Annotated in this window: 20 protein-coding genes; 4 read left to right on the forward strand and 16 right to left on the reverse strand. The window is 58.4% G+C overall.

What is annotated here, in order from left to right:
* The 8 genes from HBO24_RS29850 to HBO24_RS22895 all read right to left on the reverse strand — a co-directional run bounded on the left by HBO24_RS29850 (position 1) and on the right by HBO24_RS22895 (position 5,089).
* Positions 1 to 264, reverse strand: coding sequence for a hypothetical protein (locus tag HBO24_RS29850; RefSeq protein WP_315973200.1), 264 nt, complete (start codon positions 262 to 264; stop codon positions 1 to 3).
* Positions 265 to 322: 58 nt separating this feature from the next.
* The gene (locus HBO24_RS22865; RefSeq protein WP_170060362.1) at positions 323 to 634 is read right to left on the reverse strand and encodes a hypothetical protein; all 312 of its coding nucleotides are present in this window, start codon (positions 632 to 634) and stop codon (positions 323 to 325) included.
* A 43-nt stretch (positions 635 to 677) separates the two neighbouring features.
* A complete protein-coding gene (locus tag HBO24_RS22870; protein WP_170060407.1) occupies positions 678 to 3,395 on the reverse strand; it encodes a toprim domain-containing protein in 2,718 nt (905 codons plus the stop codon).
* A gap of 12 nt (positions 3,396 to 3,407) precedes the next feature.
* Entirely contained in the window at positions 3,408 to 3,641 is a 234-nt protein-coding gene (locus HBO24_RS22875; RefSeq protein ID WP_170060363.1) for a hypothetical protein, read from the reverse strand.
* A 77-nt stretch (positions 3,642 to 3,718) separates the two neighbouring features.
* Positions 3,719 to 4,090: a hypothetical protein gene (locus HBO24_RS22880; protein WP_170060364.1), complete on the reverse strand. Its 372-nt coding sequence runs from the start codon at positions 4,088 to 4,090 to the stop codon at positions 3,719 to 3,721.
* Positions 4,090 to 4,377, reverse strand: a complete 288-nt coding sequence (locus HBO24_RS22885) for an ogr/Delta-like zinc finger family protein (RefSeq protein ID WP_057439568.1) — start codon at positions 4,375 to 4,377, stop codon at positions 4,090 to 4,092. Before HBO24_RS22885 ends, HBO24_RS22880 begins: the two co-directional genes overlap by 1 nt.
* Complete coding sequence (locus HBO24_RS22890) at positions 4,374 to 4,847, reverse strand: YmfL family putative regulatory protein (RefSeq protein ID WP_170060365.1); 474 nt, start codon at positions 4,845 to 4,847, stop codon at positions 4,374 to 4,376. The genes HBO24_RS22885 and HBO24_RS22890 overlap by 4 nt, the downstream gene beginning before the upstream one ends.
* A gap of 29 nt (positions 4,848 to 4,876) precedes the next feature.
* Entirely contained in the window at positions 4,877 to 5,089 is a 213-nt protein-coding gene (locus tag HBO24_RS22895; protein WP_092231667.1) for a DNA-binding protein, read from the reverse strand.
* Positions 5,090 to 5,173: 84 nt separating this feature from the next.
* Between HBO24_RS22895 and HBO24_RS22900 the strand changes: the two genes are divergently transcribed.
* From HBO24_RS22900 to HBO24_RS29680, 4 genes are all read left to right on the forward strand, one after another.
* The gene (locus HBO24_RS22900) at positions 5,174 to 5,509 is read left to right on the forward strand and encodes a helix-turn-helix transcriptional regulator (protein ID WP_170060366.1); all 336 of its coding nucleotides are present in this window, start codon (positions 5,174 to 5,176) and stop codon (positions 5,507 to 5,509) included.
* A gap of 75 nt (positions 5,510 to 5,584) precedes the next feature.
* Positions 5,585 to 6,097 (forward strand): zinc ribbon domain-containing protein, encoded by a 513-nt coding sequence (locus HBO24_RS22905; protein WP_170060367.1) that lies wholly within the window; start codon positions 5,585 to 5,587, stop codon positions 6,095 to 6,097.
* Between the two features lie 367 nt (positions 6,098 to 6,464).
* Positions 6,465 to 6,767, forward strand: a complete 303-nt coding sequence (locus HBO24_RS22910) for a hypothetical protein (RefSeq protein ID WP_170060368.1) — start codon at positions 6,465 to 6,467, stop codon at positions 6,765 to 6,767.
* Complete coding sequence (locus HBO24_RS29680) at positions 6,764 to 7,084, forward strand: hypothetical protein (protein WP_258571530.1); 321 nt, start codon at positions 6,764 to 6,766, stop codon at positions 7,082 to 7,084. Before HBO24_RS22910 ends, HBO24_RS29680 begins: the two co-directional genes overlap by 4 nt.
* Positions 7,085 to 7,147: 63 nt before the next feature.
* Here HBO24_RS29680 and HBO24_RS22920 read toward each other — a convergent pair whose 3' ends face one another.
* The 8 genes from HBO24_RS22920 to HBO24_RS22955 all read right to left on the reverse strand — a co-directional run bounded on the left by HBO24_RS22920 (position 7,148) and on the right by HBO24_RS22955 (position 14,371).
* Positions 7,148 to 8,416 carry a phage late control D family protein gene (locus HBO24_RS22920; RefSeq protein WP_170060369.1) on the reverse strand — a complete coding sequence of 423 codons (1,269 nt, stop codon included), beginning with the start codon at positions 8,414 to 8,416 and terminating at the stop codon, positions 7,148 to 7,150.
* Positions 8,413 to 8,853: a phage tail protein gene (locus tag HBO24_RS22925; protein WP_170060370.1), complete on the reverse strand. Its 441-nt coding sequence runs from the start codon at positions 8,851 to 8,853 to the stop codon at positions 8,413 to 8,415. The genes HBO24_RS22920 and HBO24_RS22925 overlap by 4 nt, the downstream gene beginning before the upstream one ends.
* Before the next feature lie 5 nt (positions 8,854 to 8,858).
* Positions 8,859 to 11,534, reverse strand: a complete 2,676-nt coding sequence (locus HBO24_RS22930; protein ID WP_170060371.1) for a phage tail tape measure protein — start codon at positions 11,532 to 11,534, stop codon at positions 8,859 to 8,861.
* Positions 11,524 to 11,643, reverse strand: a complete 120-nt coding sequence (locus HBO24_RS22935; RefSeq protein WP_029293885.1) for a GpE family phage tail protein — start codon at positions 11,641 to 11,643, stop codon at positions 11,524 to 11,526. Before HBO24_RS22935 ends, HBO24_RS22930 begins: the two co-directional genes overlap by 11 nt.
* Before the next feature lie 8 nt (positions 11,644 to 11,651).
* The gene (locus HBO24_RS22940; protein WP_170060372.1) at positions 11,652 to 11,987 is read right to left on the reverse strand and encodes a phage tail assembly protein; all 336 of its coding nucleotides are present in this window, start codon (positions 11,985 to 11,987) and stop codon (positions 11,652 to 11,654) included.
* Positions 11,988 to 12,038: 51 nt separating this feature from the next.
* Positions 12,039 to 12,554, reverse strand: a complete 516-nt coding sequence (locus HBO24_RS22945; RefSeq protein WP_170060373.1) for a phage major tail tube protein — start codon at positions 12,552 to 12,554, stop codon at positions 12,039 to 12,041.
* A gap of 57 nt (positions 12,555 to 12,611) precedes the next feature.
* Positions 12,612 to 13,787 carry a phage tail sheath protein gene (locus tag HBO24_RS22950; RefSeq protein WP_170060374.1) on the reverse strand — a complete coding sequence of 392 codons (1,176 nt, stop codon included), beginning with the start codon at positions 13,785 to 13,787 and terminating at the stop codon, positions 12,612 to 12,614.
* A gap of 131 nt (positions 13,788 to 13,918) precedes the next feature.
* Positions 13,919 to 14,371, reverse strand: a complete 453-nt coding sequence (locus HBO24_RS22955) for a phage tail assembly chaperone (protein ID WP_170060375.1) — start codon at positions 14,369 to 14,371, stop codon at positions 13,919 to 13,921.

Consider the following 14,371-nt stretch of genomic DNA (forward strand, 5'->3'; position numbering starts at 1 on the left):
TCACTGCCCTCCCATGAGCATGCGTGTAAGCGCGTTGGGTTGGCCGTCAGGTGTCAGCTTGTCGAGTGGTTGGGTGGTGCTACGCCCGTTTGAGGTACGCAAGGTGGCGACGTTGCCAGCGATCCTTGTGATCACGCCTGTACGAGCGCTGAGACGGTATTCCCGACCTCCACCACTCATTGCGACATAACTGACCTTGTCGCCGACGGCGAGTGGGGTTGTGGTAGCCTCTACAGTGCCGCCTTGGGGTTGATTCACTTGCATGGTGCTTCTCCTTTGGGTGGTCGGTGTCGAGGGGTTGCAGCCCCTCGACACCACCTTCTTACTGGCTTTCGCCGATTGGGTTTTGCTTGCGCACCAGGTGCAGCAGCAGGTTTTCAAACTCGACAACTTCATCTGTCGCGGATTGCCATTCCAGGACTGCCTGGATCTGTTCCCGGCTGCACTCCAGCACCAGTATTTCTTTATCGCCTATGGCACGAACCTCCAGGATTGCGACCAGCCCGGCAGGGTCGTAGGCTTCAGCGTGAACAATTTTCCCGGACTCGTTAAACCAGGCTTTCAGCTCTTTCAAATGCCGAAGGCGGTTGGTTTCCCCCTCCTGGCCGTCACCGGTGATTACTTGTATGTGCATGGTGCTTCTCCTTTGGGTGGATGGTGTCGAGGGGTTGCAGCCCCTATACGCCCTGGAATACCCAGCAGCGAATGGTTTTCGGTTTGTCGAAAGCATCCAGCGCCCGCGCCGAGTTGACGGCCTTGTTGGATTCCAGAAATTTGGGTGATTTGCTGGTTTTGAGCAGGCGTTTCAGGTCACCGAGTGCCGGTACCTGCTGGCGCTTGTTGGCCGCCATCTCTACAAATTCGTTGAGGTTCACAGCAATCAGCCCATCCCGGCGGGCGTGGTTGAGCGCCCCTGTCTCGTCCATGCCATTGAGGAAGTCGTAGAGGTCCCAAAACTCGGTAACGGTCGGGTGGTCGGCGTTGATTGCCTGCTGGCGCTCCAGGGCCATGCGGCTGACCTCGGCGTGTGCCAGGGCTTTACGGTGCTCGCCAAGCGGCACGACCTCGGCAAGGGCATCCACCAGACTGCGCAACTGGGCGTGGTTCTTCGCGATACGCACTGTGCGGATGCCGGGTTGTGCCAGCAGCTCCTGCTCGTAGCCGGAGGTGTTTTCTTCCATCAGGCGCATGGTGTTGGCTTCGCGCTGCAGCGCCTTGACCAGGAAGCCGCTGATCTTTTCCATCGGCATGCGCTCCAACTGCTCGGCGAACTGCTTGGTTTCCGGGGTGTGGTGCTCACGTGTCAGGTGGACGTGGCAGAGGCGCTGGAGAATCGGCTCAGAAGCGTTCACTGCGTTGTTTTGTGCAATCAGCAGCGCGGCGCGGAAGGGTGGTTCGTGGGTGTCGTTGCCGTTGTTTTTCACGCCAGTGGAGCGAACGCTGCGGCCGTTGTAGGCGGTTTTCAGTTCGTCCCAGTCGAAGTGCTTTACGGGCTGGCCTTCCTTCTGTTCACGCTCGGACTCGATCAGCACCACCGGCAGGTTGCTGACCTGCGAGAAGTTGCGCGCACGGCTGGCGGCGGTCGCTTTGGAAGGGTCGAAACCTTCGTAATCAGTGCGGCCGACCAGTTTCCACAGCAGCTCGACCAGGGTGGTTTTGCCTGAGCCGGCTTCGCCTACCAGTTCCAGGAACATCAGCGACTTGTGGATCTGGCGGATCTGCTCAGCATGCAAAGCGCCGAGCCACCAGGCCAGTACCACAAGGCCCTGGACGCCAAAGCAGCGCCAGTAAATGTCGAACCACCCTTCGTTGTAGGCGTTCAGGTCGGTATTGATGTGCAGCACGGGCGACTGGCTCTGGGACTTGATACTCAGCTTGCCCAGGTCAAAAAAGTCTTCTTTGTTACGCACATGCACCGCCCCGTCGAAGAAGGCCAGGTCGTTGAAAACATAAGCACCGTGTTCGCGGCTGTAGCCAATCCACTCGATGGTGTTGACGGCTTTCAGGCAATCCAACTGGGGGGCCAGAATCCGTTTCAATTGTTGGGCACTGCCCTCGAACATCGCGCCATTGGAGACGTTGAGCAGGCGATTCGCGAACTCGGGCGCCGACGTGAGCTGCTTTGCCGTGAAGGTGCTTTTAATGGCAGGCCCTTGTGGGCGCTCGATACGGAAGTAGTACCAGGCCTCATCGGTCAGGTCGTTGCGCATGTAGTACAGCGCTTGGAAATTGCAGTTGGCGATGCAGGTCACTGAGCCGGATTGGCGCAGTGCCTTGTAACGCTTTTGTTCATCGTTGAGCAGTTGGTCCTCGTGACGCTGTGAACTCTCAAGGTCACTCATGGCGCGGTCGTGCTTATCAAGGTCAATCCGAAACCAGTACAGGCGCTTGCGGAATGTGAAGTTGAATTCCTTGCGTTCGTCGCGCAGGTAAATGAGGAAACCCTTTTCTTCAGCCGAGTCAGCCAGCAGCAGGTCACCCTGGTGGCGTGCGTCATCAAGGTCGTGCTCGATGCGCTCGGCACGTTTCTCGTCGCCCTCGATCGACTTCCAGCGGTGGTGCAGATCGTTCCAGTCGACCTTTTTACCGTTGGGCTGGGGGATCACAGCCGCTTTGCAGGTGAAGCCCAGGTCGCGGGCCTCTTTGACCCAGCGGCGTGTATTGGCTTTAGCCACCGGTTCGTTATCCAGTGCCCACACCAGGGTCGGCAGGCGCTTGTCAGCGTCATGGCGCAGCTTGACCAGGGCCTTGAGAGAATCAATCGGGCAGGGAGCACTGGACATCATCGACACGGCCGACACGTCGTTATGCAGCAGTGCGATAGCGTCGAAGATCCCTTCGACGATAAACAGCTCGTCGACCTCCAGCAGGTCTACGCTTGGCGGGCACCACCAAACGCCTTTGTAGCCTGTCGCACCTTCGCCGGTAGGGCGAAAGCGCGCTTTCATCTTGCCGAAGCGGTCAGGCCGATCTATCAGGCGTTCCCAATAGCCGCCTTTCTCCAGGGCAAAACGCACCGTAGCGCTGCCGATGTTGAGGCGACTATCCCAATAGTTTTCCTGGGTGAACCAACCGGCAATCAGCTCAAATTTGAAGCCCCGCGCAAACTCCAGGTAGGCGCGTGCGGTAGCAAGGGGATTGTCCGGTGTCGACGGGGCAGTCTTGCTCCAGTCGTTGAACAGGTCGTCATACACGTCCTTTATATATACGCGGTGGTCGCACTTTTCCGGCCGTCCACAGATCAACGTCCAGGGCGAATCGTAGAAGGTGTACAGAGTCTTCTGGCCGCAGGCAGGGCAAACACCCTTGCGCATGTAGTCGGTGCCGCGCATGTGCTTGAGCTGGTAATCCCGCTCAATGCGTTGGATGACGTCGGCGCGCAGCCTTTCTTTCATTTCCATCGGGACTTACTTCGCTTCGTCGAGACTGTGTTTAAGGGCGCCGATAAGGCGTTTCTGTGCGGCCATTATCGGGAAGGCAAGGAGCAGCGAGCCATGCCGCAAACCCTCGGGGATCATGCGAAAACGGTCGTCGTACCAATGCTCGTTGAACTGCTGTGCGTACTGAGCACGCAGCACCTGGAGCAGGGCCTCAGCCTGGTCGCGGGGCAGTTTTGCGGTGATGGCGACGTCGATTTCCATGGTCCACCTCGGATTTCGGGCAAAGCTCACCCAAACCCACGGCAACCGGGGAAGGGCGGGATGTTTAAAAAGGGGAGTTACTGAGGGTGAGGTTTGAGCGCGGTATCGCGCTGGTCGAGCAATTTCTGCGGGAGCAGTCGTGCCGGTACCGGGTATCGCAGATGGGCGCGGGTATCGATCAGATGCACGACCGTTCTGTCATCACCGGCACCCCAGTCCACACCCAGGTTTTGCCGTTGTTTGATGACCTGCAGTTCGGTCCAGGCGTTGTGTACCAGCTTGGGCGCCATGAACACCGGCACTTCCAGCGCCAGGGTCAGATGACGTATGCACCGGTCGAACAGCAGATCGGAGTCCACCAGGTGTTCGGCGTCATGGCGTTGTAGGTAAGCGAAAGCAGCGTGTTGCATGCTGCTGCGGTAGTCATGAGTCAATTGCTCGGGCTTCATCACGCACGCTCCATTTCCAGTTGGTCCAGCAGATCGGGTTGATCGTTGGCGGTTTTCATTGCCTGTCGACGAATGACCACGTCTGCAACTGGCAGCTTTACAGCTGGGTTTGGCATGCCGCTGGGGCTCAGCTCGTGGGTCATTTGAAACAAAGCACGCACCGACCAGCCACAGGCTTCGTTGGTGCATTGCATGTAGGTGATACGCAAGAAAATGTGCTGTCCTTCGCTGGTGCGAATACGCATGCGGCCTTGGCAGTGGGGGCAGACCAGCTTGTAAGTGCTCAATGTTTGGGCCCCTTGCTGTGCAACTGGATGGTCGCAAGTACTTCTGAATGACGAGCCGACATATAGCGGTTGTGCGCGCCGAGGATCGCTTCCGCCTCGTCGCGTTCGATGCGACCGTCGTCCAAGGCTTTGGCAATGATCTGGTCGACGACTCCGCGCTTGGCGGCAGCATTGACCGACCGGCTGTAGAGGTCGACGTTGTCCAGGGTTTCCGGGTTTGCCAGTGGGACGAACATGCCGCCGTACAAGGCTGCGATGTATTCCGGCAGATGCGTGGTACCAGCGTCCTGCTCCAGAACATGTATCTGTTCATCGCTCAAAGGTCGGCTGCCGGCATTTTCATAGATGTGGTTATCGAACTTCTTGAGTTCGTAACCAAGGCGAGCTGCAGCGCATTCGCGTCCGCCTGGGTAGTCGCAAATAACTGCACTCATTACCTGCCGCTTGGTCGCTAGAACTGGGCGTTTCATCTTCTGGTTTCCCCTTGGAGCCAGAGGCCCTAGTTTGTAATGACGCCGTCTTTGATTCCGAGCAGCACGGCGGCGCGGTGAGCTTCACCGCGCAAGCACTTTTTCTGTCCGTTCAAAACTGCGTAGACCGTCGACGGGTTGAATTCATTTTTTTCAGCCCAGTCTTTGGCCGAGATCCCGAGACGTGCGAGACGGTCACGGGCCTCTTGGCAGGCTTGCTCGATGGGGGATGCGTTCGGCATAGTCTCGTTTCGTGTGGTTTCGTGTGGTGATAGGCGAAGTATTTCCCATGTTCGTGGGATCGTCAAGTCTTGATGGAGACAAATGTGGGTATTGGTGACCGCCTCAAAGAGGAACGGGAGCGCTTAGGGTTCAGTCAGACTGAATTTGCGGCCGTCGCAGGGGCTTCGAAAAATAGCCAGTACAACTACGAGAAAGGTGAACGAAGCCCAGATGCGGTCTACCTCGCAGCTGTGGCTGGGAAAGGGGTGGACATTCTTTATGTGGTTACTGGCGAGCGTAAGCCGCGGTCGACCGACAGCATCGGTGCTGATGCTTCAGAGTTGCTGGCTGCTTATCAGCACGTCACTGAAGAAGATCGCCAGGTTTTGCTACGCATGGCCTTGGCGTTCGCAGTAGTGGGTAGGGCAGCAGCCGATTAGCTGAGGTTAGGCGAACGGAAGTAACACACCGACCAAGATGGCCGGTTTTTCAAGGAAGTTCAAAGGAGTAGAGGAATGGCGCTGAAGCCCTGTAAGTCCTGCAAACATAATGTCGATACATCGGCGAAAACATGCCCTAACTGCGGTGTGGCAAATCCAGGTGTTTCCACGGGAAGCGCTGTTGGAGGGGCCATATTTTTGGTGATCATCATCGCTATCGTCGTTTCAATGTGCTCTGGCGGTGAAAGCGATAAAGCGGATGATAAAAAAACCAAGGTCGATGAAGCTGCCTGCCGTAAGGACCTACAGTGCGCGGGAGACAAGTACGGAATTGCCGCCAGTATCTACTGCAAAGATCCGGTATCTCGCCTGGCCAAATACACCTCCCGCTGGACTGATGGCACTTTCGAGACGAAGTTCAGCCATTTCCGTTGGCTGAATCAAGAGCAAGGCACGCTGACTTTCATCGGTGACAAGATCGAATTTCAGAACGGCTTTGGCGCCTTCCAAAAGCACATCTATGAATGCGACTTCAATCCGGTGAACAACCAGGTTCTTGATGTTCGGGCTCGACCTGGGCAGTTGTAACGTTACAAAGCCTCACAGTTTTTTGTTCGTGAGCTGATGACACACCGATTTTGTGATGAACATCCGTTGTTCTCCGGGAGACCTTGACGGTGCCGTGTTGGCACCGGGCTCTCGTTGTGTGTGAAAGGAGTATTCGCATGATGGAGAACAGCGGTGTGTCGGAAAGCAGAGTGTCAGTCGTAGATGCGAACTGCCTTAGCGAGCAGGAAATGAGGTTGCTTGTATTGTTCAGGGCGATCAGCGTCCAGCGGCAAACTGATGTAATGCGATTGTTGGAAGTTTTTGTGTACGCACCTGACCAGTGAGCTATGACCCCGGCACTGTGTCGGGGTTTTGATTGAGGTTGACCCAGAGCATAGGAGGGCACGTGTCTAACGATTATCAAAGTCTTGATACAGATCGTCTGAAGCAGATATTCAAAGAGCGCATAACAAAACCGGAATGCCCATTTTGTGGTCACGATGATTGGGCTTTACCGCACGTTACAGGCTCTACTGGTGTAAGAATTCCATGGGCGTTTGGACAAAATTTTGCTCTGAGTGGTCCTGCTGCGGTGATGCTTTATTGCAAAAATTGTGGGTTCATGCGTCTGCATGCCCTTGCAGCATTGGACGGTGTTCTTGTCGAGCCCGATGTAATTGAAGTCGGTCCGCCAAAGGAGGCGCCATGAGCGAGCCGTTTGAACTGGTTAACCTGAGTGATAGGTACCCTGGTCGCTTTGATGGTGACAGAACGGGAGGTGGGGACGATAATGGAACCAGAACCCCACCGGGACCACCGGGAGACGATCCAATGGAAGCGCGCGTAGCGAAGCTTGAAACCCACGTAGAGTACATCCGTAGAGATTTGGATGAGGTCCGTGGTGATGTGAAAATCATCAAAAACCGACTGGCGTATTTTGCAGGCGCTTCACTGGTCATCGTTGCGATTTTGGCTTGGGTTGTAAATAACCGTTTTGACCAGGTGCTTCAGCTACTGACTAAGTAGGTGTAGTTCTGTCCATTGAAACCCGGCGATTGCCGGGTTTTGCTTTTTGGGTAGGGCGAAAAATCACGCCTCTGCCGCTTGCATTTTCCTCCACTCCCGATCTACGGCACGCTTGGCCGTCTTTTCACTGGCATACAGCCACCGCAACCGCCTCAGTTTCGCCTGATCCCCCGCCGTGATTGTCTTTTCCTTCCCGCTTTTCTCATCCCGGTAGTACGCAATGATCCCTGTGTAATCCCCCGCGTTTTCCTCTGCCAGATCCTCCACATTATCCTCGGGCAACTTGCTCTCCAGCTCCAGGCTCACGGTGTAACCACCGTCCGCAGTCAGGCTGTGCTGCACATTCCCGCCGTACCAGATGATCTCGTCGATTTCCGCCTTCACGCCCTGGAGCGTGTAGGTCAGTTCGGGAATCAGGTCTGGCCGGCCCATGGCGAGGGTATAGCTGAGGGTGGCGCTGCCGCGTTGCAGGCGTCTGAATTCGGCACGGGCAGCGCGCAGGGCTGATTGTTGGTCGCTGTAGGTGTGGCGCAGGTCTTTAAGGTTGTCGCCGCCACCCGCAATGGCCTCCTGTTTCTTGGCGCTGTTGACGTCGTAGTAATAGGCGCGCACGCCGTCGTAGCTGTCGCGGTCGGCTTGCAGGTAGCGGTGCTGGTCGCCGTCGATGCGGGTCAGGGTGATGTGGGGCAGATCCAGGCCGCTGGCGGTCTTGCCGCCACCGGCCGGGAGGCACAGAAGGCAGCCGGCTTTGACGCTGGCCACCGCGTCGAATTCTTCGCCCAGGCGGCTGATCAGGTTGGCGTCGGATTCGTTTGCCTGGTCGAGCTGCAGGATGGACAACCCGTCCAGGGCGCCGGCAATGGTGGCGGTGAGGTTGTTGCCGATGGCGATATCGCCCAGGACTTCGCCGAGGGTGGTGTTGCTCCAGCTGCGCTCGCGTTTGGTCTTCAGGCCCTTGCGCAGGTCCGCCGAGCGGGCGCGGATGCTCAGGACATCCGGCGCGCCGCTGTGTTCGGTTTCGTCGACGGTGTAGGTGCCTTTGTCTACCAGGCCTGTATCACTCCAGCCCAGCCACAGCCGCAACACTGCGCCCTTGGGCGGGATGGTCAGTAGGCCGTCGTGGTCGCTGAGGGTGATGGTGAGTTGATCGGCCTCGACGCCGCGGTTGTCGGTCAGCTCCAGGCTCATCAGCCGCGGGCTGATCTTCTGGGCGATATCGAGGCCGTCCACGGACAGACGAAACGCCGGCACCGGGTAGGCTGCGTCGCGGATGAAGCGCTGGGCGGTGTCCTTGAGGTAGCCGGTGACCTTGGACAGGGCGGCTTCGATCACAGCAACCCCCGCAGGATGTTGACGCCGATGTTGGTGGCAGCGCCGAGCAGATCGATACGGTCATCGTCGGTGCGTTTAAGGCTCAGGGTGAACTCAATGCGTCGTGGCGTGCCGTTGCTGAAGAATATGGTTTTGGTTTCGCTGAGACTTTCGATCACCCACAGGCCGTAGATCCGGCCACTGCCTTCGACCATGGGCCAGGCCTTGCCGGTGTTTGCCATCAGGCGCAGGGCGTCCAGGCTGAGGGCGCTTCCGGCCAGCTCCGGGAAAATGATGCCGGGAAGGGTGATGGAGTCGTCGCCACGGCCCACGAACTGCCGCGCAGGAGCGGCGCCGACGCGGTTGTTGCTCGCGTGGCGCCAATCAGTTTGGCGCTGCAGCTCCTGGTAGGCGGCGGTGGAGAGGCTGAACACGAACATGCCGAGGGTACACATCATGGTGATTATTCCCGGTCAGAGAGTTTGCTGCGCTGGCGCGCCTTTTTTTCGTTTTCGATCTTGTTGAGCATGGCGCGCAGGCTCTTTTCCATGCTTTGCAGGTCCATGCTCGGCGACGCTGGCAGGTTGATTTGATACACGTCGTGGCTGTCGTACGTGGCTGCTGCCGGCGAACTGCTGATGGGCGGGCGGTCATCCACGGCCAGCGCCGGCATGGCGGTGGCGCTCAGGGCGAGGGTGCCGGCCGCTGTGAGTTGCTTGCCCATGCTGCTCAGGGCGTCGAGGGGGCCTTTCTGGCCGCCCTCCAGGCCTTTTGTTAGGCCTGCCATGGTGAACCCGCCCAACTCTGCGAACACCCGCGAAGGGCTGTGTATGCCGAGCTTTTCCTTGAACCATCCGATGCTGGCGTCGCCGATTGAGCTGATGGCCGTCTTGACGCTGCCAAGTCCAGCCATGAGGCCATTGACCAGGCCGTTGACGATCATGTTGCCGAACTCGGTAAATCGACTGGGCAGATCCACGCCTAGGTAACTCAACACCCCAGCGAAGGCCTGGTAAATCAGGCCGATGGGGCTGAAGTTGGCCAGGGTGTTGATGATGCCGCCGATCCCGTCGCTAAACCCTGCCTTGATTTCGGTCCAGGCGTTGGCGAAGTAGTTCTTCACCGCGTCCCAGTTGGTGTAGATCAGGTAGGCGCCTGCAGCCAGGGCGGCAACCACGGCGGCGATGACCAGGACAATCGGGTTTGCTGCCAGCCCCCACAGTGCAATCCCTACGGTGCGAAGGGCGGTTAAAAGCGCACCCCCCATGGTTGTGGCGAGCAGGCGTATGCCCTGGGTGAACATCGGAAATATGTTATGAGCAAGTCCAGTCAGTGTAGGGAATAGCCCCTTCACCATTTTGGAAACACCGCCGCCCTGTATGCCAAACATGGTCATGCCATAGCGCAGCATGGCAAATGGTCCCAGCAGACTCGCCATGGTCAATGCTAGACCCCCGAAGCTGAACGCCAGGACTGCCACAAGGCCCACTGCCTTCACCAGACCACCAGCCAACTTCGGATTTTCTCGTGCCCAAGTTCCGACACTGTTGGCGATGTCGCCCAGCGTTTTAATCAGGTCTTTCAAGTCGGGCGCGACGGCCGCGCCGAATTCGGCCAAGGCGTTGGTAAGACTGCCCTCTGCGGCTTCCATCACGTTGGTCAGTGTGCCCAACTGTTCGTTGACGCGGGTGCGTAGATCCGCCTGGGTTTGTAGTTGCTGCTGTACCTGCTGATACGCGGCCAGCCCTTTGTTCATCATGACGTTGAGGGTCGTGATGGTTTCTGCGTCGTCGCCAAATAGCTTGCCGATGACCGCTGTTCTATCGACCTGATTCAGATCCTTGATCTTGTCGATTTGGGCGTAAAGGTTCTCCACGCCAGAGAAATTTCCTTCCTCATTGGTAAAGCTGAAGCTGATTTTCTGCCCTTTGTCTGCGAGCATCTTGTTGATGCTGTCGACGTTGCTTTTCTTCAGCGATGCCTGGAATATTTTTCGGAAGGCATTACCTGCTTTGCTCCCCTCGATACTGGCCTGATCCATCATGATCAGTAGTGGTGCCAGGCTTTTGGTTGCCTCCAAACCTGACTTGTTGATGATGTCCATCACGGGCGAAATGCTGCTGAAGCCAGCAAGCATGTTGGTCGGATCAACACCCGCGTAGAACCCTCGCTGGATGGTATCCATCAGGCTCATCATGTCTTTTTCAGTGGTGCGCGTAGCGTCCTGCATCTTGGCGGCGAACTCAGCGGCTTGAGTCGCTTCCATTTTCAGCAGGACGCCGAGGTAGGCGGCGGCTTCACCAGTACCGCCCAAGATATTTTTCGAACTCAGGCCCTGGCGACGAAGCATGGTCATCATGTTTTGAAAGTCGGCAGTGGTACCGGGCAAGAGGTCGCCGAGCTTAGTGGCCTGCTCTGTGATCTTCTGGAAGTCCTCTGACACCTTGCCGGTGTCGCCCATCATGGACACTTTGAGCTGGGTGGCTGAGTCTTCATTGGGAGCAAAGGCCCTGACTGCCGCCATGATGGGCCGACTTGCCGCGTATCCCACACCCAATCCAGCAGCCCCATTGACTGCCAGGTTGCCGGCTGCTCTCTGGGTTTTCTCCATCTGACTGCGGGCTGTAGCTGCCTGCTTGTGCTGGGCGGCCAGCTCGGCCATTCGCTTGCCCTGCGTACTGATGCTGGCGTTGGTGGCGTTGATTTGCTCGCGCAGCTGGCGTTCGTGCGTGCCCAGGTTCTTGGTGCTGATACCCGCGTCATACAGTCGGGAGCGCAGCCCCTGGAGCTGCTCGCTCTGCTGTTGGTGCTGCTGTTTCAGCCGCTGGGCCTCGCGCACGGCCGTTCGAAAATCCTTCGCCATTGCCCTGGTCGGCACGCCGGTCGCGGCAAACTGCTGGCTGAGGGTTTTGACTTTGGCCTGCGCAGCATTCAACGCCTCGTTGGTCTGCTCGACAGCTGCGCGTTGCGACCGCCAGGCGGTGAAGTCTTTCTGCTGGGTGTTGAGTTCCTTCAGGCGGTCGCGGGCAGCCTTGAGTGCGCGGGCGGTCTCCAGGCTGCCGTTGTTGATTTGCTTCAGCGGGCGGGTGGCTTTGTCGATGGCACTGAGCAGCACCTGAAGTTTCAGATCATTTGCCATCGGTGGAACTCCGCACCCTGGCACGCTCGCGCCAGTCCATCAGGTCTTGCAGGCCCAACTGATCCATATCAGCCGGTGCCCAGTGAAAAACCACGGCCAGATCGGCCATGGCGTCCTCTACGCAACGAGGGATGCATCCGTCTTCGCCGACTTCTGCAACAAAAAACCGCTGATCTTGCTGCTGAGGGCGAGCAGATCGGCCGGGTCCATGCCGGAGACCTCAATGGCGGTGAGGGTTGGGCTGCTGATACGCGGCACGACCTTGATCAGGCTGGCGACGTCCATTTGCAGCAGTTCCACCAGGCTCACACCGCGTAGCTCGCCCGAGCTGGGTTTGCGCAAGGTGATGCTTTCGATGGTGGTGACGCCGCGACGGATCGGGGAGTCGAGGACGACGGTGTTGTCGTCGGCAAGTGGCTGGAGGTCGGGTTGTTCGGTGGCGGCTGTTTTCATTGGAAAAGCTCCTAGTGATGAACGTGTGGGGTTGTCGATCGAGGGCGGGGATCAGACCCCGATGGCCTTGCGCTGTTTCTCCAGCATGTCCTTGCCACCGACCTTCTCGATGAAGTTGAGCAGGTCGATTTCGATGATTTCTTCGTTATCGACCGTCAGCTTGTAGTAGGTGCAGGTGGTGGTGATGGAATACTCGGTGTCCTCGCCTGGCTGCGCGTCACCCATTTCGATGGTTTCGTGACGGCCACGCACCACGATTTCCACGGCGCTGACTTCGCCAGTGTCGTCCTGCTCATAGGCGCCGGAAAAGCGCAGGGCCACACCCGAGGCGTTGACTGCGCCGAACTGCTTGAGGCTGATCAGATCGAGGCCGCCGGTTTTCCATTCCAACTGGATGCCGTCATCGGAAAAGCCCAGGTCTGCCTTGACCGGGCCATTCATACCGCCGCCGCGATAGGCTTCCATTTTGCGGCCGAGGGCGGGCAGGGTGACGGACTTAACCAAGCCACGGTAGATGTTGGCGTCGTTGAACAACATGAGGTTTTTGAGCTTGTGGGGCAGGGCCATGGCGGTGTTCTCCGGGGGTATGGCACAGGGTTAACTCCCCTCGCGGGGAGGCCCGGTTTAGCTGTTGATCTGGCTGGCGAACTGCATCAGGTAACGGTCGGTGATGCGCTGGCGAAGCGTGAGGTCTTCCAGGGGCGGCACTGGGGTGTAGTCGTAGTCGAGGGTCAGCTTGCCGGCCTTGAGGGTGTCCTTGTCGTTAATGTCTTCGGGGTACCAGCAACTGCCGCCGATTAGGTAGCCCTGGGCAATCCACTCGCGGAACTTGGCGTTAACGCCCTCGATGATGTCCCGCACCAGGGAGGCGTGCATGGGCTTGTCGACCGCCCACATGTGCGCCTCGGCCATGGTGTCGGCAAGGATCTGCGCGGTACGGGTGTAGTTTTCAAAGGCGAACAGCGGATCGTCGCTGCACGTACGGCTGCCCCAGAAGCGGAAGCCGCCCTCGTTGATCAGCGTGGTGACTTCGTTGCTGTTGAGGTAGTTGGCATCGGTGGCCGGGTTTTGCAGATCCCAGAACACGTCGGCGCTGATGCCGGTCACGCCATTGACGGCGACGTTGGAGATGGTCTTGTGCCAGCCGATTTCCTGATCGATCTTGGCCCGCAGGCCCAGGGCGCGTGCCACTGCCGAGGCGGTGATGGTCGCATTGGTGACGGTGCTCCAGTTCTGGAACTCCGGCCAGATCACCATCACTTCACGGGCGCCGAAGCTTTCGCGGTAGGCGACCACTTCTTCCTTGGTTTTGCAGTCCCAAGCACTGACGTAAGCAAAGGCGCGCAGGTCCTTGGCAATCGACACCAGGGCGGTGGCCACCGGTTGGCTGTCGAGACCAGGCACGCCGAGAATGCGCGGCGTCATGCCCACGCGGGCCTTGGCGGCGAGCAGGGCTTTCATGCCGGTGTACTTGCCATCGGCGGTGGTGGTGCCGATCAGGGCGCTGGTGGTGGCGGCTTCGTCGGCGCCTTCCTTGACCCGCACCACGATGGTGTAGGGCTTGGTCTGGTCGGCGATGGCTTGCAGGCTGGATGCCAGGGTGCCTTTGACGCCGGCTTTGGCAATGGCGCTTTGCACATTGGTCAGCAGTACCGGGGTGTCCAGCGGAAACATCAGTGGATCTGCATCTTCAGCCGTACAAACCAGGCCGATGACTGCGGTGGAGATGGTGCGGATGGGGCGGGTGCCGTCGTTGAGTTCGATGACCCGCACGCCGTGGAGATAGTCTGAACCGGCCATGGGTGGTTGCCTGCGCTGTGATGGAATGACAGTGCACAGGCTGCCGCGCGCGCGCCGGTTGGGCGAGCGCGGCGGGTTGTAGGGAAGGGGATTACAAAGTCTAAGACGGCGTGCGCGGAATTTCTCCGCGCCTATTCTGCTTGGGCAGCAAGCCAGTCCGGTGGAGTCGGGCGCAGCTCGGCGGCTGGAAAGCCTTCTGCTGTCGGCCAATCCCGCAAGGACTGCCTGTACCTCAGCAGCTCTGAAAATTGCTCAGGCGTAATCTGGGTTTCCTGACCCATGTCCACCTCGTCACGATGGCGGGTGACTATCCACTCACTGGTGGATATCACCTGGTCTCGCCAGCGCCGTTCCGTTTCGGCCAGTTGCTCACTGGTTGGGAGCAGGGCCGGCGCGGCAATCGGTAGCCCTTCTTCGTCAGGAACAACCCGGCCACCTTCCTGCCGGACCCGCGACATTCGCTCGAACACTTCGACCGACACCTCGCGTACGTAATACGGTATCGAACAGTCATCGCTGCCAGGTTCCCCATGGATGTCTGATCGGAAAAAGGTAGTCGTTGAAGGACTGAAATAAAATTTCAT

It is taken from the genome of Pseudomonas sp. WS 5410, assembly GCF_012985645.1.
In the GTDB taxonomy this organism is placed as follows: Bacteria; Pseudomonadota; Gammaproteobacteria; order Pseudomonadales; family Pseudomonadaceae; genus Aquipseudomonas; species Aquipseudomonas shahriarae.

Bases quoted from the DNA above. Each gene is read 5' to 3' on its own strand.
- HBO24_RS29850 (WP_315973200.1), bottom strand. From the start codon at position 264: ATGCAAGTGAATCAACCCCAAGGCGGCACTGTAGAGGCTACCACAACC.
- HBO24_RS22865 (WP_170060362.1), bottom strand. From the start codon at position 634: ATGCACATACAAGTAATCACCGGTGACGGCCAGGAGGGGGAAACCAAC.
- HBO24_RS22870 (WP_170060407.1), bottom strand. From the start codon at position 3,395: ATGAAAGAAAGGCTGCGCGCCGACGTCATCCAACGCATTGAGCGGGAT.
- HBO24_RS22875 (WP_170060363.1), bottom strand. From the start codon at position 3,641: ATGGAAATCGACGTCGCCATCACCGCAAAACTGCCCCGCGACCAGGCT.
- HBO24_RS22880 (WP_170060364.1), bottom strand. From the start codon at position 4,090: ATGAAGCCCGAGCAATTGACTCATGACTACCGCAGCAGCATGCAACAC.
- HBO24_RS22890 (WP_170060365.1), bottom strand. From the start codon at position 4,847: ATGAAACGCCCAGTTCTAGCGACCAAGCGGCAGGTAATGAGTGCAGTT.
- HBO24_RS22895 (WP_092231667.1), bottom strand. From the start codon at position 5,089: ATGCCGAACGCATCCCCCATCGAGCAAGCCTGCCAAGAGGCCCGTGAC.
- HBO24_RS22905 (WP_170060367.1), top strand. From the start codon at position 5,585: ATGGCGCTGAAGCCCTGTAAGTCCTGCAAACATAATGTCGATACATCG.
- HBO24_RS29680 (WP_258571530.1), top strand. From the start codon at position 6,764: ATGAGCGAGCCGTTTGAACTGGTTAACCTGAGTGATAGGTACCCTGGT.
- HBO24_RS22925 (WP_170060370.1), bottom strand. From the start codon at position 8,853: ATGATGTGTACCCTCGGCATGTTCGTGTTCAGCCTCTCCACCGCCGCC.
- HBO24_RS22930 (WP_170060371.1), bottom strand. From the start codon at position 11,534: ATGGCAAATGATCTGAAACTTCAGGTGCTGCTCAGTGCCATCGACAAA.
- HBO24_RS22935 (WP_029293885.1), bottom strand. From the start codon at position 11,643: ATGGCCGATCTGGCCGTGGTTTTTCACTGGGCACCGGCTGATATGGAT.
- HBO24_RS22940 (WP_170060372.1), bottom strand. From the start codon at position 11,987: ATGAAAACAGCCGCCACCGAACAACCCGACCTCCAGCCACTTGCCGAC.
- HBO24_RS22945 (WP_170060373.1), bottom strand. From the start codon at position 12,554: ATGGCCCTGCCCCACAAGCTCAAAAACCTCATGTTGTTCAACGACGCC.
- HBO24_RS22950 (WP_170060374.1), bottom strand. From the start codon at position 13,787: ATGGCCGGTTCAGACTATCTCCACGGCGTGCGGGTCATCGAACTCAAC.
- HBO24_RS22955 (WP_170060375.1), bottom strand. From the start codon at position 14,371: ATGAAATTTTATTTCAGTCCTTCAACGACTACCTTTTTCCGATCAGAC.